Raw genomic sequence first — 26,322 nt, 5'->3', positions numbered from 1 at the left:
GGGGTTCTGTAGCCACACTACTTCTTATTGTTCTGTAATGCATCAATTAATTGGAAATGACTGAAAGCTGTATCTGGAAGTTTATCTAATTTTGCGATTGAAAAGTTCACTGATTAATGGCTTTTCGGTGTAATTAAATATACATTGCGGCGAATAAAACTGACCTGTAATACGTCTTTCAGGTAACCAAAGCTAATTCATGCCAAAAATTGTAGTAGAACCCTAATACGTCAATGAGGATGAATTAGTGTTAGAGTTAGCAACACAAAGGAACTGACGATGAAATCAAACAAAGATATAAAATTTTTCCATCGAACCCGAATATTGTATGTTTTGTTAATTAGTTTATTAATGACATTTCATGCGTCAGCCACGGTAGAAACTACAGTTTATGATTTACTGCAGCAGTCTGAAGATAAAGAGGTATTCGCTTCACTAAAAGTGAAGTTGGATGATGTCTATTACTTTACATCTGCTAACACGGGTGAGCCCGCGGTTTTATGGCAATATAATCCTCAAACTGGTAGCCAAAATCGCATTTCTTTTGAAAATCCATTGGATGATTCATTTAGGATTACACGGGTAAAGGTTGCGGGCGGACAACTGCTCCTGTTTGAACATAATTCATTAACCAGTAGTCGGATGTGGACCTACACACCGGGAGATGAGTTAGCCAGATTGGTTAATTTACATGGACTGGAAGCTTTTGAGACGAAATATATCCCTCAAGTTATCGATGATACTTTTGTGTTTGTTACCTCCAGCGAACCTGGCAATGACGCCATTTGGAAATATGATGTTTCGTGCAACTGCGTTTCCGCATTAACAACCGGCTTTACATCAATCGATAATCTAATGGAATATCAAGATACTGCATTGTTCGTTGGGCTACGGGATATGCAAGGCCAGGAAAATGTGACGGAACTTTGGCAACTAGAAGTCAGTACCGGTCAGATCAAGCAATTAACAGATTTTACTAGTACGGCTTCTGGTGAATATTCTATGAGTTTGAGCACTGTCAATTTGTCAGCTGATAAATTAATCCTTAAGTCCCGGTTAGAAGGGGGCGGGCAGGAATTTTGGTATTACGACTTCGCCCAAGACAGCCTGCATGAGTTGAGTGCTATAAATGACTTGGAGTTGGGTCGTTATCGAGATGACCTGGAATTTGAGGTTTACTTAGATGAGTGGTTGTCTGTTTATGTGCTACCGACCTACAGTTCACTCGATAGCCAATTATGGTTATACAACTGGGAGACAAAAGAACTTAAGAAAATAGCGGACCTCAATGAGCGTATCGGTTGTACAGACGGTGAGTCATATTTTGAGGGTTTACCAACACCACATGAGTTTAATGATGGCGCCTTGTATTACCGCAGCAACGAGAACGGAACTGGACAGGGTATTTGGCGTTACGATCTTGTCAGTGGCGAAAAAACGGAACTTACTCCGGCCGCACTAAGTCATGTTAGTGTGCCGCCAGTGAATTATTGCTGGGTATCTCACTTTGTGGGGGACGGCTTTATGTTTTCCGGACAGAACATGTACTTTAATTCTTCCGTCGCTTACGAGCCCATACCAGAAAACAACATCGATGCTACTCGCAGTGGTTTGTGGCACATCGATACTATTACCAATGAGGCCACAATGTTGCTTTACGGCAACATCGAAATGATAGCCATGGGCGAGCAGTTTTTGGTCATTAACAAGCCTTTTCCCGGAGAAGAATTAGTCACAAGTTTTTGGAAACTAGATGCTGGTTCAGCACAGTTAAGCGAAATTACAGAAGTAAAAATTGAAGAACGCTACTTTAGCACACAGTTTTTTGGTACCGATCTCATTATTTGGAATAACAGCGGGAATGACAAGCGTTATTGGCGGGTAACTGAAGATTTGCAGATAAGTGAAATGCCGAAGTTTACTGAAAATAACAGCAGTTCATTTCCAAAAGCGGGCGTAGTTTCCAGCAACAAGTTATATTTTCTGGCCAAATCTTCACTATCACAACGTTATTTGTGGCAAGTGGGGGCATCCGGCGCACCGCAGATAGTTCCGGTGAATCTTGGGCCGAGTTTTGATGACATCAGGATTATTTTGGCAACCGACAATGTGCTCATTATTCGTCACAGAAACGATGATTTCAGGTTTACTTATTCAAAGGTCAATACGGCGGACAATAGTATTGACCCTCTGACGGAATTGAATGCAAGAATCGATGGCGGATTTAGGGAGTCCTTTTCGGTAGTGAGCGACTTGATTGCAGTTAAAGTACTGCGCAATGGATATGATGGTATACACGATATCTTTTTCTATGACCCTCAGTCAGGGGAAATGCAAAATGTATTTAATGATGTTGCTAATGGTACTCGGCTAATTAATAAAAAGTCTATTTACCTCGAGCGCTTTCTCAACAACGATTCTCGACTTTGGCGTTGGGATATTGAAGAGCAGCAATTTTATCCTCTGGAAGAAGATGAGGCGCCAGATTGTAGTGCTGATTTGCTGAGTAGCTATAGAACTACTACCGTTGATCATTTGATTTATTTTAAAAAGCGGGAGTTAATGCGCCACAACCCCCTTACTGATGAATTTGTTAGTTTAGGCTGTACGGGACGTATCCACGGATTATCACAAAATCTGTTGATGTTTGAACATCCGGAGGATGGCAATGCCGTTTTATATCGCATTGAAGGGGACTCAACAGACAAGCAATGGTTGGCAGATTTTGACAGCATTGGCGAGCACTATTTGAAACAGAGCAATACGTTGTTCTTTGTTGCGGTGACAGAGGAACACGGCGAAGCCGTTTTCCGCTACAGCGAACAAATGGATGCACCACAAATGGTGATGCAGATTCAGGGAGAGTTGCTGCGTTTAACAGTGATAGATGATGAAGTCGTTGCGCTTATCCAGTCTGTAACTGAGGGAAGTAGCATTACTAGCGTCAGACTCTGGCGAAGCAGTGTGTCTACTCCCATATTTGACTTCAGTGGACTTAATCACGATGTGCTTTATGGGGAGTGGTTCTCATTTGCCGGTGATATCTGGCTTGATTCTTACATTGTTCAAAACGGCAGCCCTTTGGGCACCGAGCTGGTTCGTCTGCATCTGAATAGTGAACCTGTGAGCGGTAAGACCTGGTTAGATTTTGATGGTGACGGAAAAGCAGATATCGGTTTCAGAGAGAAACAGGAACGCAACTGGAATATCCAGCTATCGAAAACCGGAGAACAGATGCATCAGGTGTTCGGCATGCGGGCAACCGATATTCCTGTACCGGCAGATTATGATGGCGACGGTATCACGGATATCGCATTTCGCCGTCCCGAAACCAGGTACTGGTATGTACTGAACTCCAGTGGCAGCAACTATAACAGTGACCGTGGCGATGGCATTCAACGGGTTCGTCTGGGGCTTGCCGAAGAGGATATCCCGGTACCGGCGGATTATGACGGGGACGGTATTACCGACATGGCAGTGCGTCGTCCGTCAAAGCGTTTGTGGATAATCCGATTGTCTTCAACCCAACAAATCATTCAGCGCAAGTTTGGATTACAGGTGGATGATATTCCGGTAACGGGTGATTTTGATGGTGATGGCAAAGCTGATTTAGCATTCCGTCGTCCGGGTACGGCATCCTGGTATATTAAAAACTCCAGTGGCAGTAATTACAACAGCGACCGTGGGGATGGTATTCAGCGTGTGGTATTGGGATTATCCGCTGAAGATGTCCCTGTTACAGCCGATTACGACGGTGATGGTATTACAGATATAGCAGTCTGGCGGGCTTCCCGTTCGTTATTTATTGTCCGTCACTCGGTAACGGAAGAAGCTGAGATAGTAAGATTTAACAGTGCTACCGATGCACTGCCTGTGGTGGCGGATTATGATGGTGACGGTGCAGCCGATACGGCGCTGTATTTCCCGGACAGTGGTTTGTATCGCATTCGTACTTATGCCTTAGGCAAGAACGACAACCAGTATCTGTCACCAGCGAATGATGCGTTTCCATTGGCATTACCGCTAATGGAAATGGGGAGTTATCTTTAGGTTTTAGTATAATTGGTTTTAAAAAAGCACACCGTTGTATCAGGATCCGGTGTGCTTTTTTTATTGAACCCGTGTTCTGATTTTATTTAGTACCAAATATTTTGTCGCCTGCGTCGCCAAGGCCAGGTAAGATATAGCCATGATCATTTAAGCGCTCGTCGATAGCGGCGGTATAAATGTCTACATCGTCGTGAATTTGCCTGACGTTGTAGATGCCTTCCGGTGCTGCCAGTAAAACCAGACAGGCGATGGAAGTACAGCCTTTGCTTTTGAGCAAATCGATGGTGGCATTCATGGTGCCGCCGGTGGCTAGCATAGGATCAAGAATAAGTGCGGTGCGTTGCTCAACATCTTCGATGACTTTGTCGAAATAAGGCACTGGTTGCAGGGTTTCCTCGTCCCGGTAAAAACCTACGACACTGATTTTGGCGGTGGGAACCAGATTCATAACCCCATCCAGCATTCCCAGACCTGCCCGTAAAATGGGGACCAGAGTGATTTTCTTGCCGTGAATTTGTTGTACCTGGATTGGTTCACCGTTCCACGCCGTAATTTCGGCATTTTCGGTGGGCAGGTTACGGGTAGCTTCATAAGTCAGCAAACCACCTATTTCTCCGGCCAGTTCCCGGAAGTTCTTGGTACTGATGTCTTTGGTTCGCATTAAACCAATTTTGTGCTCAATTAGAGGATGCTTGATGTAATGGACTGGCATAGTGTTGGTTTCCGTCGTCAGAATTATTATTAGTGTACTTTAAACCGAAATGGCTGTTATTGAAATGTCATTAAATAGTCTCTAAAAAGAAATGACTTGCTAAGAAAATGCGCTAATCTTCGCAGATTAGACCAGTAAAGTGCTGCCTTTTCTGCAATTTCGCCTATAATGGGTGAAAATATAGGTACTTGCGAAGCTGATTGTTGAATATTTAATCCAATTTCATGTCGCCAACGACATAATTGTTTCATACTGTTAAATATTCTGCTTTTTCGACGACGTTTGATGATTTTTGGTCTATAAATTCAGTATTCGCAGCAAACTAAGAACATAATACTTTGAACATACTATTGCTTAACGGTCCCAATCTAAACATGTTAGGTAAGCGCGAACCTCAGGTTTACGGCCATCGCACCCTGCAGGATATTGTGCTCGGCTTGCAACAGGTTGCCAGCGACAATGGCGCGGTATTAGAACACCTGCAATCCAATGCCGAACATGAGCTGATTGATAAAATTCACGCGGGTTTTGGCAACACCGATTTTATCATTATTAACCCCGGAGCCTTTACCCATACCAGTGTCGCCTTGCGCGATGCGCTGTTAAGCGTGTCTGTTCCCTTTATTGAAGTTCACCTGTCTAACGTCCACGCCCGCGAGCCTTTTCGCCATCATTCCTATCTTGCGGATGTGGCACAAGGCGTTATTTGTGGGTTGGGGGAACAGGGGTATCACTTTGCCCTACAAGCGGCATTGCGCCATGGCAATGCGCAACATTCATAACAAACAATTAAATTGATTACATAGAGAGTCAACAATGGATATACGTAAAGTTAAAAAACTGATTGAGCTGGTAGAAGAGTCCGGTATCGCTGAATTAGAAATTACTGAAGGCGAAGAGTCTGTGCGCATTAACCGCGGTCACAGTGGCGGCGCTTACATGGCGGCTCCTATGGCCCAGCCAATGGCTCCGGCTCCTGTTGCGGCTCCGGCTGCACCAGCCGCCAGCGAACCTGCGGCACCAGCAGCACCTGCAGGTCACACTGTGCGCTCTCCGATGGTGGGTACTTTCTACCGTTCTTCTTCGCCAGGTACGCCAGCTTTCGTTGAAGTAGGTCAAAGCGTTTCTGTTGGTGATACCTTGTGTATCGTTGAAGCCATGAAGATGATGAACCAAATCGAAGCCGATAAGTCGGGTGTGGTTAAGCAAATCCTGGTGGAAAATGAAGAGCCTGTAGAATTTGACCAGCCTCTGTTTATCATCGAATAAGAGGCAAGCTCATGTTGGATAAAGTTCTTATCGCCAACCGGGGTGAGATTGCACTGAGAGTGTTGCGGGCTTGTAAAGAGCTGGGCATCAAAACAGTGGCAGTTCACTCGACGGTTGACAGAAATTTAAAGCACGTCTTGCTGGCCGATGAATCTATCTGTATTGGTAAAGCAGCAGCTCAGGAAAGTTACCTGAATATTCCTGCTATTATCGCGGCAGCAGAAGTCACTAATTCAATTGCTATTCACCCTGGTTACGGCTTTTTGGCGGAAAACGCCGATTTTGCAGACCAGGTAGAGCAAAGTGGTTTTATTTTCATTGGCCCCAAAGGCGACACTATTCGCCTGATGGGTGACAAGGTTTCCGCCATTAACGCCATGAAAAAGGCCGGCGTACCTTGTGTACCGGGTTCTGACGGTCCGCTGACTGACGACCAGGATGCAAATAAAGCCCACGCGCGACGCATTGGTTATCCTATTATTGTTAAAGCTGCCGGTGGTGGTGGTGGTCGTGGTATGCGTGTAGTGCGCTCTGAAGCTGAGCTGATCAACGCCATTGCAACTACGAAAGCAGAAGCCAAAGCCGCCTTTAACAACGATGTGGTTTACATGGAGAAATTCCTCGAAAACCCTCGTCACGTAGAAATTCAGGTTCTGGCTGATGGACAGGGTAATGCTATCCACTTAGGTGAGCGGGATTGCTCCATGCAACGTCGTCACCAAAAGGTAGTGGAAGAAGCACCAGCGCCAGGTATCACCCCTGAAATGCGCGCCAAAATTGGTGAGCGTTGCTGTCGCGCCTGTGTCGAAATCGGTTATCGCGGTGCCGGTACCTTTGAGTTCCTGTATGAAAACGGCGAGTTCTACTTCATCGAGATGAACACCCGTATTCAGGTGGAACACCCGGTTTCAGAGATGATCACGGGCGTTGATTTGATCAAGCAACAGTTGCGTATTGCCGGTGGTTTACCACTGTCTATTGACCAGTCGCAAATCAACATCAAAGGCCACGCCATTGAGTGTCGTATCAATGCCGAAGATCCGAATACCTTTATTCCTTCTCCTGGCCCGATTGATATGTTTCACTCACCAGGTGGTTTAGGGGTGCGTTGGGACTCCCATATTTACGCGGGTTATTCAGTACCACCTAACTATGACTCTATGATTGGTAAACTGATCACCTACGGTGAAAGCCGTGATGTGGCCATCGCCAGAATGCGTCATGCACTGGACGAACTGGTAGTGGAAGGAATCAAAACCAACATTCCACTTCAGAAGAAAATCATGGCAGATGAAAGCTTTGGTGCCGGTGGCACCAATATTCATTACCTGGAGAAAAAGCTGGGGATTGGCGGTCACTAAGCCAACTTTTAAAGCAATTCAAAACGGGCCAGATGGCCCGTTTTTGTTTGTATTAATCCATTTTTTCTGGAGAAGCAAATGGCCTATTTGTATTTAGCAATTGCAATTGCCGCAGAGGTGATTGCTACCAGCGCCTTGAAGGCCTCTGAGGGTTTTACCAAATCCTTTCCCTCTACCGTGGTAGTGATCGGGTTTGGTATCGCATTTTATTGTTTATCACTGGTATTGAAGACTATCCCCATCGGCATCGCCTACGCTATCTGGTCAGGGCTTGGTATTGTTTTGATTTCGATAGTCGGACTTATTTTGTTTGGTCAGAAGCTGGATTTACCGGACATCGTGGGAATTGCGCTGATCATCAGCGGTGTGGTTGTGATGAATGTATTTTCAAACTCAGTGAGCCATTAAGGTTGGCTGAAGAACTAAGAATATAAATTTAATAAGGAGAGGTTTGGTGAGCAAATTAGATTATTGGCTGACCCGGCAGGGACATTTGATATGGATCGCTTCTATTGTAAATATCTTCATTGGGGTCATTATCCCTGATTTTAATTTTTGGGCTAAAAGTATTAGCCATGTGGCGCTAGAAGCTCCGGTTTACGCCTGGATACATCGCACTGCCGATATTGTCATCGGTCTGTCTATGCTTGGCTTTTCTGTTGCAGTGGTTAGAACATCAAGCACCAGATACTCGTTGGCAGGGCTTTCAATTTTTCTGCTGGGATTAAGCATGATAAGCGCGGGGATCTGGACGTTGGAGACGCCATTACACCTGCTATACAACCTATCTATTTTTATGATCATTTCACCCATAGCTTTCGCTCTTGAATATAAAAATGTGTTTAATTCGCAGAAATTTGAACACTTGTGTAGTGCAATAACTTTCTTGCATGTTTTTATGTTTTGGCTGATTTACGCCGGTTTTGTACCCTCCGAATACAATGGACTCATTCAGCGCTTATGGGCTATCCCTACGATGAGCTGGTTCGGGATAGCGACTTTCATGTTACTGAAACAACGAGCCTCGTTTAATCGAGCTTAAATTCCTCAGTTTCACATCCATTTCACAAGGTGGTCCTCAGGCTAATGCGGATAAATCGCAATCTGAAGGTGCCATCTGTGAAACTCATTAAAGTAGCCTGTTTATTTTTGTTATTACTGACGTTAGCCGGATGCAATCTGGTGAACCTGATCAAAATGCGTTATGCCAATGATGACCTTGAACCTGTATGGACAGGACAAAACACTTCCACCTCGCTGACAGCGTTTTACCACGAAGAGGACAAACCCTTTGTAGAAGTGACACTAAACGGTATTGATGGCTTCAAGTTTATGGTGGATACCGGCGCTTCTATGTCTTATGTAATTGATACTGAGAAAGTCAAAGCATTGGGTTTAATTCAGGGTTACTCCCTGTCAGTCAGTGGCTGGGGAGATGAAGACAGCAGCACCTTGTTTCAGACTCAGATGGATTCTCTGGCATTGTCAGAAGTGAGTTTTGCCAAGGTAAATCTGGCCTATTTACACGCCTCAAAAACAAACTATTTTTTGCGTCAGGAAGAAGCTACCTTTGATGGTGTGCTGGGCCACGATATTTTGCATCATTTCAGCTGGCGCTTTGATAAAGAAAATAATCAGATTGCCATCAGCAGTAAACCCTTTGTGCCACATGGGACAGAGAATGGCATTCCTTTTGAGGTGTTTTTCAGCAAAATCAGTATACCGGCTGAGGTGAACTTTGGAGCTGATGCAAATGGTAATGCTCAGATGATTAGCCAGGATGTACTGGTGGACACCGGAAGTCGCCATTACGCGAAGATGAGTGCCGCCTATGTAAACAACCATATAAAACATGATTTGCGCAGCATCACTGCGGCAGACTTTGGCCTGAGTGGTAAAACCGAGCATCAACGGATATCACTACCTGAATTAAAACTGGGTTCACAATCCTTTACTCAGGTTAAAGTTAACCTGATTGGGCCAGATGACGACGAAGATGAAAACTGGGTTATCGGCAGTGGCTTGTTAAATCAATTGACTACAGTAATAGATTATCACAGTGGTGTGATGTATCTGTATCAGCAGACCCCTCAAGCGTATCAAAGCGACTACAACCTGCTGGGTCTGGAATTGCGTAAATTAACCAGTGGTGAATTTGTGGTGCGTTACGTATTACCTGACATGGCCGCGGCGCAGGCCGATTTTCAGGAAGGTGATTTAATCGAGTCTGTGAATGGCGTTCCTGCTCACAGTATCCAACTGGTGGACTGGCTGGCGATGTCTGCGCAGTCCGGGGAATATCAGATTTGCCGAAAGAGACAGGCTACCCGCTGTCTGACTCTGGAGTCAGAGCATATTAAAGGTTATTCCGAGCTTTGACTGCCAGCGGTTCAGTTTGATTGTGGGCGTTGGTTAATGGCTCTGCGATAAAACACCAGGCTCAGCAACAAAATCGCCATGGGCACCAGCATGGTGTAAAAGGCGGTTTGACCATCGAACATATCGAAAACGGTGCCGGTGACCAGGCTGCTAGTAATCCCAATTAATACTGAGCAGAATTGTACGTGTCTGCTATTAGCGCTGTTCTTGATAAACGTATTCGTGTTGCGCTTCGCGTGTTACCAGCGTGGTCCCATCAGGTGATTCTATGAATTCAAATTCAAAGATATCTACCGTTGGGCTAATGGTCACAAAAGATCTTGTACCATCCTGGTTGAGCCTGACGCCCATTTCGCTTTTCCATTGGCCAAAATCAAAAACAATCCCTTCCCTTTGTGTTACAACGGTAATGGTGCCAATTTCGTTATTGGCATATTTTGGCGCCAGTTTAGCGGCAATGTCAGGCGTTACCGGCACCATAACTGATTTTCTCTTTTCAGCAGATTTAAGCTGTAGTCTGGCTGCCTCACTTTGAATTTCGGATACCGCTTCGTCGCGACCGTTGTAAAGCACTTCAAGAAACTTTCGCATAAGCGGGTATGGCAATTTGCTGCCGGTCGTCGAGTTGGTCAGGATGACAAGACCAGCGTCAGCTTCCGGGATAAAAAAGTAATTAGACATATAGCCTGGCAGGCTTCCTCCGTGGTTAAAAACGGATACCCCTGCACGCACTAGTTCCTCCAGGCCCATACCATACCAGGCGCCATTACCACTTGCAGTGAGGCGGGCACGTCGGGCCAATGTACTTTCGCTGCTGACAACAGTATCGCCCAGGGTGTTGCTACCTTCGTTTAATTCGGCCATTACAAACTGCGCCATATCATGCACTGTCGACCAGGCACCACCGGCGGGTCGATAGGGTCTGATGGCATAGCCCAGTCCCAGCTCTGCTTCGCGGATGTTGCCACTAATGTCCAGACCGTGAGGTTTGGCATGATGACTTGCCAACGCCTGTTCAAACGAGAATGTGGTGTTTTGCATTGCCAATGGCTTAAAAACGAGTTCCTGCATCGCTTTATCGTAGGCTTGTCCGAGTTCCAACGACGGGTACAGCGCATGTCCGGCAACATACCCTCCCGCGGCAGCCATCAGATTACTATATTGAAATACTTCTCCAAATCCCGTGCTGGCGGTGGTGTCGGAAAGTCTGTCAAAGGTATCGCTGGCTGGAGTGGTTTTTGAACCGTCAAAAATCCAGCCAAAATCTTTTCTGGGTAAGCCTGTACAAGCACAGATCAGATGCTTCACGAGCACCTTTTCTGATATTTCTGAGCTACCTAAACGAAATTCAGGCATTATTTCTTTTACGGGTTGCTCCCATTCCAGTTTTTTCTGATCTACCAGACTTGCGAGCAGGAATGTCGTCATAGGCTTGGTGTTTGAAGCCACCATGAACATGGTGTCTTTTGTCACCGGAGAGGCTGAGTCATAATCTGTTACGCCGAAGCCACCTTCGAAAATGATCTGATTATTTTGCACAATCGCTAAAGCACTACCTGGGATCTGCAACTGTTGCATGGCGTTCTCCACAAATTCGGTCAGTTGTGACACCTTTGAGGGGCTCAATTGAACTGGTTCATTGCCTGCAAAACTCTCAACTGGCACGTCTTTGGGTTTAACACTTTGTATCGCTGAATCTACGTCCGCGGAGCGAATGTCTAGCGTACTCAAACAACCTTCGAGAAGTATCACTGTCCAACTACTATCGTAAAGATTAGATATTGCCTCACGGGTAGCCGGGCATTGAAGATCTGTAACATAGTGAAATTCACGCCTTTGGGTCCATCCGTCACGCGATGCAAGTGGAAGGGAGAGCTTAATTTCAGGAGCATCAGTAGCGAGATATTGTTGCCAGGCCAGCGCAGCTGCGGACTCAGCAGAGGCTGCCTGTCCGACATCCATAATGGCTATTCTTAAGTCGCCTTCCGGTGCAACAAAAATGAATGGGGAAGCGGGAGATTGTGACCAATTTTCTGGTTTTGTGTGACTAAAAATTGCACTTTGTGTGTTTAAACTTACCTGACCATTTTGCTGCGAAGACCAACTGCAGCCAATCACAAATTGTATAGAAAAAATCAAAACAGCATAAACACTTAGGGAACTTTTCATCATGTCTCCAGGTAGACTTAGCACTGTAAAAGGTGCTAGTTTAACCTTGCCTATTCCCGCTTGGCTATATCATGATTATGATGTTTAGTGTGAACTTTGGAGAACCACGTGTCTGAAAATCGACCAGCCTCAATGCTTAAAACGGAACATGAATTGCCTGCTCAAATCGCTGAGGCTGCATTAAACGGGGCGCATATTTTAGATGCAGTCAGAGATAAGCAGGGTCTTGAAATATTATGCTCGGAACTCAAGCGGTATTGCGACTTTCGCAATTTTCTCGTTTATGTGTTCAGAGACGAAGCATTGCCATTGTTGCTGTGGAGTAATCGTGGCGTGCCCGCCATGGAACAGAGTATGTCAGGATACATCAATGGTTTGTATGCCCTTGACCCATTTCATATGCTGACACTGGAGCGAAAGTCAGGGTTGTTTCGCATGAGAGACATTATGCCAGAAGCTTTCCCGCAGTCTGAATATTATCGACGCTTTTATAAGTATACCGACGTGAGTGATGAGTTTCGGTATATTGTCTGGCCTACCCCTGAGGTGTCAGTACATTTATTCATTGAGCGAGAGGGAGATAACAACAGTTTTAATCAAACTGATACTGAAGTACTTGAAGCTCTGCAACCATTTATCGATAGTTTTATTTCTCTGTATATTCAATGGCAGGATCATGTAGGTGCCATTGAGATTACACCCGCGCAAAAATTCAATCTACGTGAAGCCGTTCAAAATATGCCAGGGCACTTAACGCCCCGAGAAATTGATACCGTAGAGTTAATGTTGAAAGGCCATTCGGCTAAGTCCATTGCCAGAGTACTGGAAATTGATGCCGGAACGGTGGCTAATCACAAACGCCATATTTACGCAAAGCTCGATGTGCATTCACAGGCGCAACTGTTTGACCTGTTTTTACGCAGTTTGTCTTAAAACACGCCGAGATTAATAGAAACCATCACTATATCGCCGTTCGTTTCTTATCTGTTAGCCGTTAAAATTGTATAAAACCTTGTAATTTATAGGTTTTTTTACTGTTTATTTTGACGTGTGTAATTTATGACGGTTGTATTGAACCCCTGAACTTAGCAATATTTTCGGTAACCTTAAACCTAAAATGAACCGAGACATTGGTCAGTTAAGTCCGCAGAGGAGATGTAGTATGTATACTTCCGCAATCAACCTTCCCGCTCCTTATCTTGTTTTTGTCGGTGATTTGCAAGAGCGTCGATTTGCGAAAACAGCACTTGGATTGAAGGACTTTGCGCCGGATAAATGTGTGGGTGAATTTGCCTGCTGCGATAACGCCATCAGTACCGGGTTACCGCGCTTATCGTTTGACGAAGCAATCAGCAAAGGGGCTAAAGCTTTAGTGATAGCGGTTTCCTTTCAGGGGGGCACACTTTCACCATCATGGATCCCGTCATTAGTATCCGCATTGGAATCTGGGTTGGATATTATTTCGGGATTGCATGTGCAATTAGAATCTGTACCTGAGTTGGCCAACGCTGCAAAACGCACTGGTAGAGCGCTAATCAATGTTCGTGTGCCTCCGGAAAATTTACCGGTAGGAGATGGTCGAAAACGTCAAGGAAAGCGCCTTTTAACCGTCGGAACAGATTGTGCACTTGGCAAAAAGTACACAGCAATGTCGCTAACCCGTTCATTTAAATCATTGGGACTGAACGCAGATTTTAGAGCAACCGGTCAAACTGGCATTATGCTCAGTGGCAACGGTTTGCCAATGGATGCTGTAGTTGCTGATTTTTCATCCGGCGCTGCAGAAGTGCTGTCACCAGATTCTTCAGACGATCATTGGGATATTATTGAGGGTCAGGGTTCTCTGTTTCACCCCGGATTTGCCGGAGTTTCATTGAGTTTACTACATGGTAGTCAACCCGATGTCGTTGTGATGTGTCATGAGCCAGGCAGGACGCATATGGCAGGAACCGCCGGGTATGAAGTTCCTGATATACAAGAAGCCATTGAACTTACGCTGTGTCTCGGAAAACGAACTAACCCAGCAATTCGCTGCGCAGGTGTATCGCTCAATACATCCAAGCTGTCAGTGAGCGAAGCTGAAGCTGTCATGTTGCGAATGGAGCGGGTATTGCAGCTACCGGTAGCCGATCCCATTCGAGGAGGTGGGCGGTTTCAGCGGCTTGTTAGCGCCTGTCTCAACTCATCAGGTCACTAGCCATGAAAAACATATTATCCATAGTTCTTTTACTACCTTGCTTTGCACAAGCTCTGGCATCTGAAAATTCGGAGTTAATTGCGGCCATATTTGCTGATTTAAACCCAAAAGGCCCGGGATGTGTTGTGGGGGTACACGACAACGACAATATCCCTACATTGCATGCCTTTGGTCAGGCTAATTTGGAAACAGGCCATGCCAATTCGGTGACAACCATTTTCGAAGCAGGGTCAGTATCAAAACAGGTAACCGCTGCCGCTGTGTTATTGCTGGTTGAAAACGAGATGCTTTCACTTAGCGACGATGTTCGTCAATACCTTCCAGAAATTCCTGACTACGGCAGGCCAATTACAGTTGCCGCTTTACTTAACCATACCAGTGGCTTGCGAGACTGGGGTGAGGTTCAGGATGTTGCCGGAGTATTTCGTGGAGAGTTTGCGTTTGGCTTAAACGATGTATTGGGAATCGCTGCCAGACAGAAATCACTCAATCACCTGCCAGGTGAACGCTGGTCTTATACCAACACTGGCTATGTACTGGCGGCAATTTTAATTGAGCGGATTAGCGGTATTTCGCTGGCGGAGTACGCTAATAAACACCTGTTTGAACCATTGAAAATGAACAGTACTCAATGGCGTGATGATTTCCGTCTTGTAGTTCCCGGTAGGGCAATCGCTTATGTCAGGGAAAACGGACAATACATTCAGGCCATGCCATTTGAAAGTGCTTATGGTCACGGAGGGCTACTGACAACAGTCAGCGATCTGCTTATCTGGACTGATGCAATCCATCAGGGGCGACTGGGTAAATTTTTGCAAAGACACTTAACTGCAAAAACGCGTCTTACAACCGGGCAATCTGTAGATTATGCGATGGGGTTAAATGTTGTCGAATATACCGGGAGCCGGGAGTTTTCTCATGCTGGGGCCACCGCCGGATATTTGGCCTGGGCGGGGCACTACCCTGAACACAAACTGTCGGTTGCACTGCTGTGTAATGATGGTGATGTTAATCCGGTGCAGATTGCGCATGCGGTCGCAGAGATCTATCTGCCAGTCAATCCAGAATCCGCAACTCCGGTAAAAGCTAGTCGCCATAGTGAGTATCTTGGTTGGTACTACAGAGAAAAGGATGGCTCACCACTGCAACTGTCTGAAAGTGAACAAGGTTATATACTTGCCAACGGGCGCCAACTAATACAGCAGGAGCAGGAGCTTTACCTGGGTGCCAATGTTGTGCAACTCCTGCCCGACCGGCAACTGTCTGTCCGGCACAAAGGCGGGTGGGACAAGTATCTTCCGTCAGTGTCCTATTTCCCGACCGAGGATGAAATGCAACAACTACAAGGGGAATACTACAGCGACGAGGCCAATGTGAGTTACCGAATCACCATGGTCAATAAAACGCTTAAAATCAGCCTTCAGGGCTTTCCACATAAGGAGTACGAGCTTTCTCCGCTTTATCAAAGGGCATTCAGGTTTGGCTATAGCATTCTTCGGTATGACTTTACGGATAGCGATGATGTGAGTTTGACAATTTCCAGCCCACGTTTATGGGCACTTAAAATGAGTAAGCGCACAGGCGCAGCCCTCATCTCAACCACAAGTGAATAATTTTCCGGGGACATTATGAATTCTCAAACCATCACCAACACTGAAGGTGTTTTACCTCGCAGACTTGGCGCATTTGCCCTGGCAGCACTGACTATAGGTATTATTATTGGCAGCGGTATTTTCCGCACGCCTTCAACCATTGCTGAACTGGTTAGTTCGGGCCCGTTAATCATGTTGATTTGGGTTCTTGGCGGTATTGTTACCATATGTCTGGCGTTATGTATGGCTGAACTGGGGGCTATGTTTCCTAAGACAGGAGGCTTGTATGTTTATCTGGAAGAGGCTTTTGGCAGGCGTGTCGCTTTTTTGTTTGGCTGGACTTTTTTGCTGATTAGCCCCGCAAATCTGGCGGCTATCACTATCATAATGACGGATTACGTTGGCAGGCTAACAGGTATTTCGGGTTTTCAGCAGCAAGTTGTTGCCACTATGGCTCTGACCACAGTCTGTTTAATCAATATACTTTCTGTGCGTCTTGCGACGCGCTTTAATTTACTTTTCACCCTGGCAAAGGCTGCGGCATTGATGGGGATATCCGTGGCCGTCTGGTTGTTTGCGGAACCCTCAGCAGACCGGGTCGCAAGTGTCTCGTCTGATGCTTCCAATATTACGCTGAGCTTGTTTGGTTTGGCGCTGGTTGCAGTGCTTTGGCCATTTGAAGGGGTGTCGGCTGCCACCAGCATGTCAGGTGAAGTGAAAAATCCGGCCAGAAACCTGCCAAGGGGCCTGGTGGGCGGTGTGCTATGCGTCACTATTCTCTATTTGGTGGTGAATCTGGCATTTATAGAAGCTTTATCTGTTGAAGGTATGGCATCTTCTGATTTTGTGGCAGCTGATGCCATGGAGCAGGTAACGGGTGCCACTGGTGCAAAAATCATTATTATCTGTGCCATTATTGCTACATTGGGGGCGATGCTGGCTGCTTCTACGTGCGACCCTCGCGTCTTTTTTGCGATGGCTCGTGATGGTGTGTTCTTCAAAAAAGTGGGTAAGGTTCATCCGGTCTGGCAAACCCCCTATCTGGCAATAGGCGTTTCCGGGATTCTCGCCATCACTTACATATGGGTGCGCACATTCGAACAGCTGGCCGCGCAGTTTGTGCTTGGAATTTGGATTTTTTACGCCTTGTCTGTCTTTGGACTAATTCGGCTTCGTAAAAAGGCACCCGAGGTCAAACGACCCTATAAAGTTCCTTTGTATCCCTGGTTACCCCTTATTTTTCTGTTGGCGTCTTCGGGATTACTACTGAATGCGTTTATAGAAATGCCCATTATTTGCTTAATCAACTTTGGGATCATTGTTGCCGGATTACCCATTTATGAATTGTGGATGCGACGTAACAAGTTAAAAACAGGTGGTTAGCACTAACTCACTTTGTCACTTCCGTTTTAAATGTGTGAAGGAAAAATAAAGTGTCTACACAGATCTGCAAAGGTCAAACAACTTATCCATTGGATTCCCTTTACAGGATATGTGCTGCCAATTGCATGCGTTAGATACTGGATTGGTAAAGCGCACTTTTGTCGCGCAGTTACTGTGGGATCAAAGCAACTGATCTTCAAATAAGACACGCTAATGCGTTCTTCGAAATGTAAGAGGAAAAACAGATGAACACAATCGAACTCAAAGCACCCTATTTAATTTTTACCGGGAGCGAAACAGAGTTAACTTATGCCAAAACCGGTGCTGGACTGGTGCAGTGGCGCCCCGAATTGTGTAAAGCACAATTGAATCTGGGAAATAATGGCGTGGACTTAGGCTTGCCGCATATGACTATTGAGCAGGCCCGCGATGCGGGGATCCGATCGCTGATCATTGGTACTGCTGCCGTTGGAGGCGGAATTCCTGAAGACTGGTTGGATACCCTGGAAAAGGCAGCCTTAATGGGCTTAGACATTGTGGCCGGAACCCATGTTCGGCTCACCGATATTCCCCGATTGGTTACTGCCGCAACAACCTCAGGTGCTACCCTGGTTGATATCCGTATACCCCCTAAAAATCTCCCTGTAGGTACCGGGCGAAAGCGCACAGGAAAACGCCTACTTATGGTTGGTACTGACTGTGCTGTAGGTAAAAAGTACTCTGCTTTGCAAATGGAAAAAGATCTGTTGGCACAGGGTATCGACGCCGATTTTAGGGCTACCGGACAAACGGGCATTATGATCGCAGGCGAGGGAATTCCCATTGATAGCGTCGTGTCGGATTTTTTGTCTGGTGCAGCAGAGGTGGTATCACCCGACAACCGGGTTGACCACTGGGATGTGATTGAAGGTCAAGGTGGGATGTTTCACCCGGGCTATGCGGCGGTCATCATTGGATTGTTACTGGGTTCTCAGCCGGATGCCTTTGTAGTGTGTCATGAAGCGGGGCGAAAATGTATTGACGGTTGGGAAGATTTTCCCATTCCTTCTATTGATAGTGTGATCCAGCGCACAATTGCTGTTGGTCAGTTGACCAACCCTGACATTCGCTGTGTTGGTGTGTGCGTGAATACTTCGTCTTTGTCCAGCGCCGAAAGATCCGAATATCTGCAAAAGCAATCTCGAATACTCGGTGTGCCCTGTGTGGACCCACTTATCGAAGGAACCGGGAAAATCATCGAACGATTGCTACAAACCGACACTAAATAAACCGCAGGAGTGATGTAATGAATATTAAAATTGAACAAGTCTCTTTCCCGTTAAAAACCCCATTTTGTATTACCGGTTACACCTTTCTCGATACGCCTACGGTGCGCGTTACACTCAGCGTTGATGGGGTTCAGGGCGTGGGTGAAGCGGTGGGAATTTACTATCGTGACGAGACCGTAGAAAGCATGACTGCTGAACTGGAAAAAGCGGCTCGTCTGGTATCAGGTAAAACTCTGACGAAATCAATGGTGCAAGAAATACTACCTACAGGCGGTGCCAGAAATGCACTGGATTGTGCATTGTGGGATTTGGAAGCAAAGCTAAGCGACATCCGTGTTTTTGAACGACTACAGATGACGCCTAAACAAGTCAAAACCGTGTTTACTATCGGGATTGGTTCGGAAACCGAAATGGCACAGAAAGCCAAAGCAAGCCATAGTTTTACGCATCTCAAAATTAAACTTGATGACAAAAAACCTGTAGAAAAACTCGAGGCCATCAGAGCGGTTCGACCTGATGCCAACATCATTATCGACGTAAATCAGGGTTGGTCATTTGAGGAGTTAAAGGAATATATTCCTGCCTGCAAACGGCTGGGCATTGCGATGATAGAGCAACCTCTTCCGCGCGGCGCAGATGAACAACTGGAAGGGTTTCAATCAGAAGTTCTTCTGGGCGCTGACGAGAGTTGTCTGGATACCAGTGAATATGCTCAGGCAGCACGTCGGTATGACGTGATCAATATTAAGTTGGATAAATGTGGCGGGCTTACAGAAGGTCTGGCCTTGGCCAACCTGGCACGCCGGGACAACAAATTACTCATGATTGGCAACATGACCGGATCATCGCTTTCTATGGCGCCTGCTTTTGTGCTTAGTCAGTTTTGCAACTTTGTCGATATAGATGGACCTTTGCTATTGGCCACTGATGTAGACAATGGGTTGCAATACGGCCTTGACGGAACTGTAGATATTCCTGATCCCAAATTGTGGGGATAAATTGTCATCACCCCCGGGCCGGGCTGATAAAGTTCAGCCCGGCTCTACTACTCTGTTCCAAGCATTATTCAAGTTCTTTCGCTACCTTACTAGTGCACCAAAACAGAAGTTTGTTAATGCAAGTCTTACGCCTGTTGCAACTTTAACAGTCGGTTCAATCCGTACTGAATCAATTGTTTGGTGTCGTCGTTTTCACGGTCTTGAAATTGCTTCAGTTTAATACCTAATTCGTTTGTTGATTGGTCACACACTGAAGTCAACAAATGTAACTCTAAAAGCTCAAAGGTAATCAACCAATCGTTGTTTTTTAGTATTTGATATCGGTTGGTTAATGCCTGCACTTCTGCCCTTGAATTGCTCTGGCTTTCCCGAACTGCTCGAACTGAACGATACAGTTCAAACAGTTCTGTTGTTGCTGCATCGTGTTCAATATGTGTCGCGCCTGACCTTGCAGGAGGTTCATAGAGAGGATAGTTGTCTTGATCCGCTGCGCCTCCGTAAACTGCTGATATGCTATCTCCAATTGCCATGTCATAGGTTCCCCATGAAGGGGCAAATAAGCATGTTCCGTCTAATTGGGTAACGGTGCAATTGCGAAAACTAAAGAGTAAGTTCCTGCCATCGCGGCGAACAATGTGGGTAAGGAATCCGCTCACTGAAATACCCGACAGAAATTCAAGTTGAATTGAGGTGCCGATTACAATGCCTTGTTTCTCTAGTTCATCAATGCTGTACGTAGACAAACACTTCTCTGACGATTGTAGTTTTCCAACCGGACTGCCAAATCCGTCTGAGTGAAATTGCCTGCCATGACCCGGAAGTTCTTTTTCCTGATAGGCTAGTTGTGTCGGACCTGTTGTCTTCAGATAGATCTCGGAGCCTGCTGAATCCGTTATTACCTGAGTAAAACAGCCACTTACTTCCAGGCCAGAACGAAATACTGCAGTGTTGACCGTTGCTGCTTCGATCGCTTTTTGCAGTGACGCTGCGCCACCTTTAAAGTAGCTCATACTGTTGGCGAATTGTTCTGCAATTTGAGACAGGTGACGGCAGTTGCGGGCGACGAAAAGATGCGGTTGTTCATTAGTGATATCATAGGGCATAGCGATCGCATCGACCGTCAGTGGGATTTTTTTGACTTGATTATCATCTAAACAATTCAGGCTTTCTCCCAGTGAGGATAGTAATCCGGCGCCAAAAATTCTGTAATCTTTCACTGAACCCACCAAACCATATTCAGTTGTCCACCATTGTAATCTCGACAAAAGAGCTGCTTCTGATGGTGCTGTGTTTTGATATTTGGTAATCGTTTGATTGAGCCGGTCCTGAGCTTGCAGAACATCTTCCGTAGTGGCCTCAGGTGATTCTTTAATAATCGATAAAGCCCGGATAGCTTCATAGGTTTCGATATCTGCTTTGCTGGTAATTACCCTGCGCCCCAACTTTCCGACGCGCTCCAGGTATTCCGCATAATCGACATCGATGATGAATGGGGCGTGCCCGGCTGATTCATGAATAATGTCGGGTGCCGGTGTATATAACATGGTGTCAATGGATCGTATGTCTACCGCGATTACCAATACTTTGTGGGCCAGAAATTCAATAAAAATGGCCGGAGGAATAAACCCGTCAACAACCGTGGCACGCCAACCGATTTGCTCAAGATGATGGTTGATAGTTTCGATACGGGGAATGTATTCAATATCAATCCCGGCGCCTTGCAATCCTTCAAGGTACAAAGGGTGGGCGGAGTCCCTGAGGTTTTCCACCAGTTGATGCAGGAGAAAGCGCCAAACCGCCTGATCCCTGGGGGTGTAATCAGCGTAATTTTGTTGTGCCACAAATGGACGTAAGTGTTTGGGTAAGGAGTGAATTATGTCTTGTTGAGTTTTCATTGCAATAGCACATTTGGGGTCAATTAATAACTTGATCCTGCCCGGGCAGAACCTTCATTAAAGGGAACAGGTGAGTCAAAAAAAGCTCCAGCGAAAAGTTTCGCTGGAGAAAAACGCCACGACAGTGGGCAGGTGACAATTAGTCTGATAGCGTGTTGAGGCCGTTGATAACGCCTTCTGATGTCGCGACAGCGCCAAAGATCCCATCTTCGACCTGTATCATATGCAGAGCCGCTTCATGTGCGTAGCTATCGCCACTGGCACAGGCATCTGCAATAGTCAGGCACTGGTATTTTCGGTCAGTAGCTTCGCGTAAGGTCGTGTGCACACAGACATCTGTGGTTACGCCGGTAAACATCAAGTGGCTTATCCCCTGAGCGCGCAGAACCAACTCCAGATCGGTTTGATAAAATGCACCATTGGCGGTTTTATCGACGATAAAGTCCTGCTCCGCGACATGGAGCTCGGGGACAATGTCAAAGCCTTCACTTCCCCGCATCAGCACACTGTTTTTGCGATCCGTCAGGTCAATACCAGAGCGATTCGCTCGCCAGATGTCATAGGGCGACGCATCAGCTGCGTCTGCTCTGAAACCTTGTCTGGTCCAGATCACACGTACCCCTGCATCTCTCGCCGCATTAACTACCGCTTTTACATTGGGTAATATAGTTCTCAGTGCGGCGGGGTCATATCCCTTTTTGGCGAAATATCCCTCATGTGACAGAAAGTCCACCTGCATGTCGATGACAAGCAGTGCGGTTTTACCTGGCTCTAATTTGCCAAAGCAAGGAAAGTTAAATGGTTGGGCCTTAATCATCTTGTTTCCTCCACACGTTACCATTTATAGCCAACACGAAGCTCAACCATTCTCGGAGCGCCATAATATTCATTGTCTGCGAACCCCTCATAGTAAAAGCGCTGAGTTTTATACAGTGTATCGGTCAGATTCCGGCCGATTAAGGCGACATAAAGTTTGTCTCCGGGAGCGTCATATCTGATGTTTGCGCTGACCAGTGAATAGCCAGCCTGGCGTTCACGTTCGAAATCGGCAAATTGCGGGAAATTAACCTCTGATTGATAGGCGGTTTCGATTCTTGCCTTAAGCCGGCCAGCGTCGCCGATATTGAAGTCTTTTTCTATGCCTGCGGTGAAACTCCACTCGGGCGTCAGCGGTAATGGCAGCCCAACAACTTCTTCTTCTGTGACCGGCGAAATAAAGTTCTTTAACTCGGTGTCCAGGTAAGCGCCATTAAAATCAAATCGCAATCCATCAACAGGACTGTAAGCAAAGGCAGCTTCAATACCGTAGATGGAAGCCTTAGCAGCATTGGTAATCTCTGTGATAATACCGGCTTCGGTAAATAACAAAGTGCGTAATTGCAGATCGGTATAGTCATAATAGAAGCCCGCTAAACTATAAGCGCCACGCCCATTCTCTGTTGATGCTTTGTAGCCCAATTCGTATGCCCAAATTGATTCTGGCTCAAAAATATCTGCCTCAATGGCCAGGTTAGCACCGCCACTTTTGAAACCCTGGGTAATACTGGCATACACTTTTTCATCGACATCTAACTGATAATCTAAAAGCACTTTGGGGGTAAAAGAGTCGGCTTCAGTTTCTGCACTGGTTTCTATTGGTGCGGGGATAAATAACGGTGCGTCCAGTGAACTGGCACCACGCCATTTTTCCTTTGTGTAACGAGCTCCGGAAACAAGAGACAAGCGTTCAGTTAACGGAACGGTAATTTCCCCGAATACTGCCTGACTTGTGGTTTCACGATCGAGGATCTGATCGGTGTAAATATATGGATCGTTTAGTGGATAGTCATTGTCTGTTTCAGTGCCTCGGCCACCAAATTTCTCATCGGAATAGTACAGGCCTGCCGTCCAAAAGATGCCATTGTCAAAGGCGCCTGATAACTGAAATTCCTGCGAAAAGAACTCGGAGCTGGCCATAGTCTCATTGATGGCAATAAAACCGCCGGAGCCGTCCACTTCACTGGTTTCAGTGTAGTCATAATCGATATAACCGGTTAAGGATTTTAACGTGACAGAGCCCAATTCAAACGTTAGTGTGCCGGAAAGAAGCACGCCTTCCTGGTCAAACATGGGAGGCTGATCGACATTGATATTGCGTTCGTCCTGGCGTTGTGGCGCTATGCTGGCATAGACAGGAGAGTCAGGATTGTTGCTGACCCCAAAACCCACAGTCCCTTTGTCGCGAGAATACTGCACGGAAAAGTCAGTACTGATCACATCGGACAATTCAAACTGGCCGCGAATCCGGCCACCGCGAAAATTGCGATCGTCTATCTCACCTCCGACACTGTTAATATTGTCGGTATAGCCATCATCATTGGCATAAACGCCACTGAGTCTCAGTCCACCGTTATCACTGACCGGCAAGGTGAGGCCGGCTTGTGCTGTGATCAGGTTATAGCTGCCATAGCCCACATAACCGTCGGCCGAAAATTCGTCACCCGGTGCAGCCGATACAATGTTGATGGCTCCGCCGGTTGCGTTGCGACCATAGAGTGTACCTTCCGGTCCTTTTAAAACTTCTACGCGACCGACATCAAACATTTCTGCGAGTGCAAAACGAACATTGGGCACATAGATACCATCCATATGGACAGCCACAGACGGACCACCTGATGGAATATTGGTACCCACCCCACGTAAAGCGATCCGGGTGGAGTTTGAACCTACGGCAACCTTCAAACCTGGTGTCTGATATTGCATATCAGCCAGGTTTGTTATGCCTTTGGATTCCAGGTTATCACCGGAAAATACATTCAGGGAAGCCGGGACATTGTTGGCCCACTCTTCTCTCTTGCGCGCAGTTACGACTATTTTTTCCAGTGCCGGATTATCTTGCTGCTCGGCATTTTCTGTGGTGTTTGCTACGGCACCTGAACTTACGCTCAGAGCCAGTATAGAAGCGACACCTAGCGTGCCCGCATGTGGCATTTTGCACAGCTTATATTTGTCGTGCATCACTGTTCTCCCATTTCCTGTTTCACTTGCTGTTGTTATTTCGACTGTTAGAGCAGTGTAGCGGCTACTGTCTGAAGCGAATATATCGTAAATATGATAGGTGTGAAAATATCCATATAAAACATATGGTTATGTTCTTATTTGATAAATTTACAGCGATATATCATGTTTTTGACATGGTTCCAGCCAGGTAACTTTGTCAGGGTATTAACATAGCAACCGAGCTTGCATTGGGTCATTGACAACCCGTTAACCGGAGGAACATCAATTGAATTTTTGGCAAAAAACGAGCGGAAGTTATCTTCTTATGTTGGTTGTAGGCTTGAACTTGTGGGGTCTGACGGGATGTCAAAATAATCACAATACATATCTTCACGATTTGATTATTCGCGGTGGAACAATTGTTGATGGCAGTGGACAGGATGCGTTTACCGGAGATGTGATTGTTGATGGGGATAGGATCACTGAGGTTGTCAAAGGCGCCAGTAGTGCGCAAGCGAAGAAAGAGTTAGATGCATCCGGAATGATCGTTTCCCCCGGTTTTATCAATATGTTGAGCTGGGCGCCGGAAACAATGGTTGCTGATGGACGGGCCATGTCAGATGTACTGCAAGGCGTTACGCTTGAGGTATTCGGTGAAGGAATTTCAATGGGGCCGCTCACTGAACCAATGAAAAAGGCGATTGAAGATTATCAACCAGACCTTGATATCAAAGTGCAGTGGAGCACTTTGGGGGAATATCTGGATTATATGCAGGAGAAGGGCATTACTCCCAATATTGCCTCATTCGTCGGGGCCGCAACGGTTCGAATACATCAGTTAGGTATGGACAACATTCAGCCAGATACGGAGCAGCTTGATGCGATGCGTGGATTAGTTCGACAAGCGATGCAAGAAGGGGCTCTGGGGGTTGGTTCAGCACTGATTTATGCACCAGGTTCATTTGCCAGTACGCAAGAACTCATCGCCCTGGCGAACGAAGCGGCAATGTGCGGTGGTATGTATATTAGCCATCTCAGGTCAGAGGGCGGAAACTTGCTGGAAGCCATCAATGAGCTGATTACCATCAGTCGCGAAAGTGGTGCACCGGCAGAAATTTACCATTTTAAGCAGGCAGGTAAACACAACTGGGCAAAAATTGATGAGGCTATTGCCCTGGTTGAATCGGCTCGGGAAGAAGGTTTACGTATTACAGCTGACATGTATACGTACACTGCCGGATCAACAGGGCTTGACGCCGCAATGCCAGCCTGGGTTTTGGAAGGCGGCTACGAGCGCTGGCAACAGCGATTGCTGGATCCGGTGATAAGAGAACAGGTCATTCAGGCGATGAAACACCCAGGAGAAGGCTGGGATAATCTCTATGCAGAGGCAGGAGGGGCAACTAAAACCCTGTTGCTGGGCTTCAAAAACCCAGCGCTAAAAAAATACACGGGGATGACTTTGGCCGAGGTCGCTAAGCTGCGCGGTATTTCTCCGGAAGAAACCGCGATTGACCTGGTCATCGAAGATGGAAGTCGAGTGTCTGTCGCGTTCTTCCTGATCAACGAGACTAACCTAAAAAGACAAGTCGATTTACCCTGGATGTCATTTGGTTCCGATGGTACTGCACCGGCCAGTGAAGGCGCGTTCCTTAAAACTAATGTCCATCCTCGTTCCTATGGCACGTTCGCCAGACTACTTGGACACTATGTCAGGGATAAACAAGCGACAACCTTAGAAAGTGCCATTCACCGATTAACCGCTTTTCCGGCTAAGAATTTGGGGCTGAAATTTCGCGGCACGCTTAGTCAGGGAATGTTTGCAGATGTAGTGGTATTTGATGCTGAAAAAATCTCTGCGCAATCGACCTACGATGATCCTCATCAATACGCTACCGGGGTTCGCGAGGTGTTTGTTAATGGCGTTCAGGTTGTCCAGGGTGGTCAACACACCGGGGCTATGCCTGGTCGAGCAATTCGCGGAACTGGTTGGCAAGGGTGGCCCGATGGTGGTTCCTGCCCAACTGAACTTATTGTCACACAAAAAGAACATTCCTGGTGAGGTACCCA

20 protein-coding genes are annotated in these 26,322 nt (G+C 46.4%); 15 read left to right on the top strand and 5 right to left on the bottom strand.

Going from position 1 to position 26,322, the window contains the following annotated elements; translation table 11 throughout:
• Positions 1 to 279: 279 nt before the first annotated feature.
• The gene (locus tag ACXAD8_RS12880; RefSeq protein ID WP_475229213.1) at positions 280 to 4,050 is read left to right on the top strand and encodes an FG-GAP repeat domain-containing protein; all 3,771 of its coding nucleotides are present in this window, start codon (positions 280 to 282) and stop codon (positions 4,048 to 4,050) included.
• 82 nt (positions 4,051 to 4,132) lie between these two features.
• Here the strand turns inward: ACXAD8_RS12880 and upp are convergent, their stop codons facing one another.
• The gene (gene upp / locus ACXAD8_RS12875) at positions 4,133 to 4,762 is read right to left on the bottom strand and encodes a uracil phosphoribosyltransferase (RefSeq protein ID WP_475229211.1); all 630 of its coding nucleotides are present in this window, start codon (positions 4,760 to 4,762) and stop codon (positions 4,133 to 4,135) included.
• Positions 4,763 to 5,100: 338 nt separating this feature from the next.
• Here upp and aroQ point away from each other — a divergent pair, with 338 nt between their 5' ends.
• The 7 genes from aroQ to ACXAD8_RS12840 all read left to right on the top strand — a co-directional run bounded on the left by aroQ (position 5,101) and on the right by ACXAD8_RS12840 (position 9,938).
• Positions 5,101 to 5,544, top strand: a complete 444-nt coding sequence (aroQ, locus tag ACXAD8_RS12870) for a type II 3-dehydroquinate dehydratase (protein WP_475229208.1) — start codon at positions 5,101 to 5,103, stop codon at positions 5,542 to 5,544.
• Between the two features lie 34 nt (positions 5,545 to 5,578).
• On the top strand, positions 5,579 to 6,031 hold the full coding sequence (gene accB / locus ACXAD8_RS12865; RefSeq protein ID WP_475229205.1) for an acetyl-CoA carboxylase biotin carboxyl carrier protein: 453 nt from the start codon (positions 5,579 to 5,581) through the stop codon (positions 6,029 to 6,031).
• A gap of 11 nt (positions 6,032 to 6,042) precedes the next feature.
• The gene (gene accC, locus ACXAD8_RS12860) at positions 6,043 to 7,392 is read left to right on the top strand and encodes an acetyl-CoA carboxylase biotin carboxylase subunit (protein WP_475229202.1); all 1,350 of its coding nucleotides are present in this window, start codon (positions 6,043 to 6,045) and stop codon (positions 7,390 to 7,392) included.
• Between the two features lie 78 nt (positions 7,393 to 7,470).
• Entirely contained in the window at positions 7,471 to 7,800 is a 330-nt protein-coding gene (locus ACXAD8_RS12855; protein WP_475229199.1) for a DMT family transporter, read from the top strand.
• A 46-nt stretch (positions 7,801 to 7,846) separates the two neighbouring features.
• On the top strand, positions 7,847 to 8,434 hold the full coding sequence (locus tag ACXAD8_RS12850; RefSeq protein WP_475229196.1) for a DUF998 domain-containing protein: 588 nt from the start codon (positions 7,847 to 7,849) through the stop codon (positions 8,432 to 8,434).
• 77 nt (positions 8,435 to 8,511) lie between these two features.
• A complete protein-coding gene (locus ACXAD8_RS12845) occupies positions 8,512 to 9,771 on the top strand; it encodes an aspartyl protease family protein (RefSeq protein ID WP_475229193.1) in 1,260 nt (419 codons plus the stop codon).
• 20 nt (positions 9,772 to 9,791) lie between these two features.
• A complete protein-coding gene (locus ACXAD8_RS12840) occupies positions 9,792 to 9,938 on the top strand; it encodes a hypothetical protein (protein WP_475229191.1) in 147 nt (48 codons plus the stop codon).
• 28 nt (positions 9,939 to 9,966) lie between these two features.
• On the opposite strand, the gene ACXAD8_RS12835 is transcribed toward ACXAD8_RS12840, so the two are convergent.
• Positions 9,967 to 11,943 carry a serine hydrolase domain-containing protein gene (locus tag ACXAD8_RS12835; protein ID WP_475229188.1) on the bottom strand — a complete coding sequence of 659 codons (1,977 nt, stop codon included), beginning with the start codon at positions 11,941 to 11,943 and terminating at the stop codon, positions 9,967 to 9,969.
• Between the two features lie 105 nt (positions 11,944 to 12,048).
• Here ACXAD8_RS12835 and ACXAD8_RS12830 point away from each other — a divergent pair, with 105 nt between their 5' ends.
• From ACXAD8_RS12830 to ACXAD8_RS12805, 6 genes are all read left to right on the top strand, one after another.
• Positions 12,049 to 12,873 (top strand): response regulator transcription factor, encoded by an 825-nt coding sequence (locus ACXAD8_RS12830; protein ID WP_475229185.1) that lies wholly within the window; start codon positions 12,049 to 12,051, stop codon positions 12,871 to 12,873.
• Between the two features lie 229 nt (positions 12,874 to 13,102).
• Entirely contained in the window at positions 13,103 to 14,137 is a 1,035-nt protein-coding gene (locus tag ACXAD8_RS12825) for an N-acetyltransferase DgcN family protein (RefSeq protein ID WP_475229183.1), read from the top strand.
• Between the two features lie 2 nt (positions 14,138 to 14,139).
• Positions 14,140 to 15,750, top strand: coding sequence for a serine hydrolase domain-containing protein (locus ACXAD8_RS12820; protein ID WP_475229181.1), 1,611 nt, complete (start codon positions 14,140 to 14,142; stop codon positions 15,748 to 15,750).
• Positions 15,751 to 15,765: 15 nt separating this feature from the next.
• Positions 15,766 to 17,112: an APC family permease gene (locus ACXAD8_RS12815; protein WP_475229179.1), complete on the top strand. Its 1,347-nt coding sequence runs from the start codon at positions 15,766 to 15,768 to the stop codon at positions 17,110 to 17,112.
• 245 nt (positions 17,113 to 17,357) lie between these two features.
• On the top strand, positions 17,358 to 18,380 hold the full coding sequence (locus tag ACXAD8_RS12810; protein WP_475229176.1) for an N-acetyltransferase DgcN family protein: 1,023 nt from the start codon (positions 17,358 to 17,360) through the stop codon (positions 18,378 to 18,380).
• A gap of 17 nt (positions 18,381 to 18,397) precedes the next feature.
• Positions 18,398 to 19,378: a dipeptide epimerase gene (locus ACXAD8_RS12805; protein ID WP_475229174.1), complete on the top strand. Its 981-nt coding sequence runs from the start codon at positions 18,398 to 18,400 to the stop codon at positions 19,376 to 19,378.
• A 125-nt stretch (positions 19,379 to 19,503) separates the two neighbouring features.
• On the opposite strand, the gene ACXAD8_RS12800 is transcribed toward ACXAD8_RS12805, so the two are convergent.
• From ACXAD8_RS12800 to ACXAD8_RS12790, 3 genes are all read right to left on the bottom strand, one after another.
• Positions 19,504 to 21,273, bottom strand: coding sequence for an aromatic amino acid hydroxylase (locus ACXAD8_RS12800; RefSeq protein ID WP_475229172.1), 1,770 nt, complete (start codon positions 21,271 to 21,273; stop codon positions 19,504 to 19,506).
• Between the two features lie 139 nt (positions 21,274 to 21,412).
• Positions 21,413 to 22,090, bottom strand: coding sequence for a cysteine hydrolase family protein (locus ACXAD8_RS12795; protein WP_475229169.1), 678 nt, complete (start codon positions 22,088 to 22,090; stop codon positions 21,413 to 21,415).
• A 17-nt stretch (positions 22,091 to 22,107) separates the two neighbouring features.
• Positions 22,108 to 24,270 (bottom strand): TonB-dependent receptor, encoded by a 2,163-nt coding sequence (locus ACXAD8_RS12790; protein WP_475229167.1) that lies wholly within the window; start codon positions 24,268 to 24,270, stop codon positions 22,108 to 22,110.
• Positions 24,271 to 24,577: 307 nt separating this feature from the next.
• On the opposite strand from ACXAD8_RS12790, the gene ACXAD8_RS12785 reads away from it, so the two are divergent.
• Positions 24,578 to 26,314, top strand: coding sequence for an N-acyl-D-amino-acid deacylase family protein (locus ACXAD8_RS12785; RefSeq protein WP_475229165.1), 1,737 nt, complete (start codon positions 24,578 to 24,580; stop codon positions 26,312 to 26,314).
• Positions 26,315 to 26,322: the final 8 nt, after the last annotated feature.

The sequence above is a fragment of the Planctobacterium sp. AWH2_060 genome, from assembly GCF_056158425.1.
The sequence above is the reverse complement of the archived record's forward strand: the minus strand, read 5'-3'. Positions and strand labels throughout refer to the sequence as shown.